The organism is uncultured Thiocystis sp. (assembly GCF_903866365.1).
Classification (GTDB): domain Bacteria; phylum Pseudomonadota; class Gammaproteobacteria; order Chromatiales; family Chromatiaceae; genus Chromatium.
This window is the reverse complement of the sequence record NZ_CAIPNF010000299.1, coordinates 1-2,385: the sequence shown is the minus strand read 5'-3', so window position 1 is coordinate 2,385 and position 2,385 is coordinate 1. Positions and strand designations below refer to the sequence as shown.

Here is a 2,385-nt window from a genome sequence, read left to right as displayed (position 1 = left end):
GCCAGGGCTTCCTCGTGCAACCGATGGTATTGGCCGCCCAAGAGTTGACGCAACACATCGCAATGAAAATGGAATAGCTCATGCTGATGGGTTTTCATGACCACTAGATCCAATGCGCCCAGAAGATCGAGTGCGGTGAGGTAGGGGAAACCATGACGCAGTTGCCTCACCAGCGTCCAATAGAAGCGACGCAGATTGCGCTGGATGAGAATCACCCGACCGGGGCTGCGCATCGGAATATAGACGCCGAGCAGACTCGGATGCTCCGCCAACTCATCCAGGAGGCGTTCATTGTCTGGCCCCTCGTGAACATCGGGATCCGGACTCATGAAATACTCAGGATCGGGAACATCGGCGAGTAGAAAGTCGTCGAAGATCACTTCGTCGTACCGGCCAGTGGCGAGAGCGTTGATCTCCGTGGCGATGGCTTTCGTGACGACAGCGGCGGCACTCATTGTCCTCATCTGCTCTGAGCTTTCGGGAAGCGCAGCTACGCACTTTCCGGTATCGCTTGGCGACAGTGACGACCCCGGCTCCCAAATCCCCCCAGCGGCAATGCCAACCCTGGCAACAGCGCCGCGTCGCGCAATTCAGGCGAGTCATCGAGACAGACGGGCTCGACTTCCGACGCATCGTGCCACACCTCCCGCTGGTCGGGCAGGATCAGCCAACCGAGACGGACCCCGTTGTCGCGCCATTCCCGCCGCTTCGCGTGAGCGGTTGGCCTGGGATCGATCCGCCCTGGCGTCGGGATGGCCGCTTCAGGGGCAATCGATCCTGCCAGAATCGGTCGCGGCGGCGCGGGTGTCGTTGACAGAGGTTGGGAGGATGATCGGCTGCTGGTCGTATGTCACCCATCGGAGAAAAGGTCGTCCTCTCGGCGCTAAACCCTCAACAGCATCAGCGAGAAATTATCCGGCGCACCGGCAGCCAGAACTGCCTCCCGGTAGTGGCTCGCCTGCTCCGTCACCGACAGATCGACCTGATAAACGGCGGCCAGTCGTTCATCACCCAGGGTGTCATGCACCCCGTCGGTACAGAGCAGGAAGCTCTCCCCCGGTGCCCACTCCCCTTGCCGCCAATGCACGGCAAAGTCGTCTTCCCCCTCATCGGCGATCAACAGGTGTTCCAGATCGTGGTAAAGCTGCCCCACCGATTGCTCCGGGGCGATCTCGCCGCGCTCGATCATGGATTGACGATAGGTGTGATCCTTGGACAGGCACTGCCAGACGCCATTGGCGCTGATGCGATACACCCGCGAATCGCCCACATTGACCACACTGAACCGGGCATCGCGCCATTGCAGCAAGGCCAGGGTGGTGGCCGCGCCATGCGTGCGTGGGTCATGGGCCAACTGGCGACACAAGTGCGTCTGGACATGCTGACGAATCAGCCGGGGACCGATCCAGCCGTCCTGGAACAGATCGGCCCGCGCCTGGTCCGCCGTGCAGAGGGCTTCCAAGCACCTTGCGACTGGCCATCTGCGGCACGGGGCTCACCGCCACCCCGTCGGCGACGGCGCATAACCCAGCGGACCGACACAGGGTCACGGCGGTCACCGGCAGATCCGCAGCTTGAGCGAGGTCGGTTGCCACCAGCAAGGCATCCTGCTGGATACGTGCGCGTTTTCCCCGGTGTTGGGTAAAGGCCACCTGGATCGCGGGTGTCATGGGCGATTTCGCAGACAATATACGCCGCTTGTCGACCAGCCCGCAGGGCAGGCGGCCCCCGACTTCGGCACGGCAGGCCGCGCCGCTTGACCGGCGAGGCAGTAGGTGCCGCTGGTGGCATAACCACTGGGACAGGTCCCGCGTTTCTCCAGGGCGAAGCGGGCCTGCTGGCCCGGCGCACAATAGTTGCCGCTGGTGGTATAGCCGCCAGGACAGGGACCGACCTTTGCCAGCGGTTGCGGGGTTAGCGCCGTGTCAGCGAAACCGATCGCTGGGAGCAGCATCAACACGCCCAACCAAGGGTGGTGAACCGATCTGGATGTCATGGCCGATCTCCTTCAGAGGGATGGTGTGCAGTCTAGCGGATGCACGCGACAGTCTCTGTCGCAAAAAACGGGAGAATGGGGCGGAGTCAAAACTTCATCGGAGATGACCATGCCTCAGACGCCAGTTCGGAAGACGAACGTGGTTCGTGTCTACTCTCGTGCGGACGATGCGGCCTCCGGCTACGCCTTCGATACCACGCGCAAGGCCCAATGGATCGCGGACGCGCTGGTCGACGCGCCGATTCCGAGCCTCAAACTGGTGGAGCCGGTGTTGCTCACGCGCGATCAGCTCCTCGCGGTTCACGATCCGGACTATATCCAAGCCGTCGAGACAGGGGAGCCACGCAGTCTCGCCGAGTCGCAAGGGTTTGCTTGGGACGCCGGGTTGT

At 62.5% G+C, this 2,385-nt stretch carries 3 protein-coding genes and 1 pseudogene; 1 reads left to right on the top strand and 3 read right to left on the bottom strand.

What is annotated here, in order from left to right:
• The 3 genes and pseudogenes from QZY07_RS17120 to QZY07_RS17110 all read right to left on the bottom strand — a co-directional run.
• Positions 1 to 455: pseudogene (locus QZY07_RS17120) on the bottom strand (hypothetical protein); the annotation flags it as partial.
• 428 nt (positions 456 to 883) lie between these two features.
• Positions 884 to 1,462: a protein phosphatase 2C domain-containing protein gene (locus tag QZY07_RS17115; RefSeq protein ID WP_295405354.1), complete on the bottom strand. Its 579-nt coding sequence runs from the start codon at positions 1,460 to 1,462 to the stop codon at positions 884 to 886.
• Between the two features lie 204 nt (positions 1,463 to 1,666).
• Positions 1,667 to 1,996 (bottom strand): hypothetical protein, encoded by a 330-nt coding sequence (locus tag QZY07_RS17110; RefSeq protein WP_295405352.1) that lies wholly within the window; start codon positions 1,994 to 1,996, stop codon positions 1,667 to 1,669.
• Positions 1,997 to 2,105: 109 nt separating this feature from the next.
• On the opposite strand from QZY07_RS17110, the gene QZY07_RS17105 reads away from it, so the two are divergent.
• Positions 2,106 to 2,385 (top strand): hypothetical protein (locus QZY07_RS17105; protein WP_295405350.1); only part of this gene is annotated, 280 nt, incomplete at its 3' end.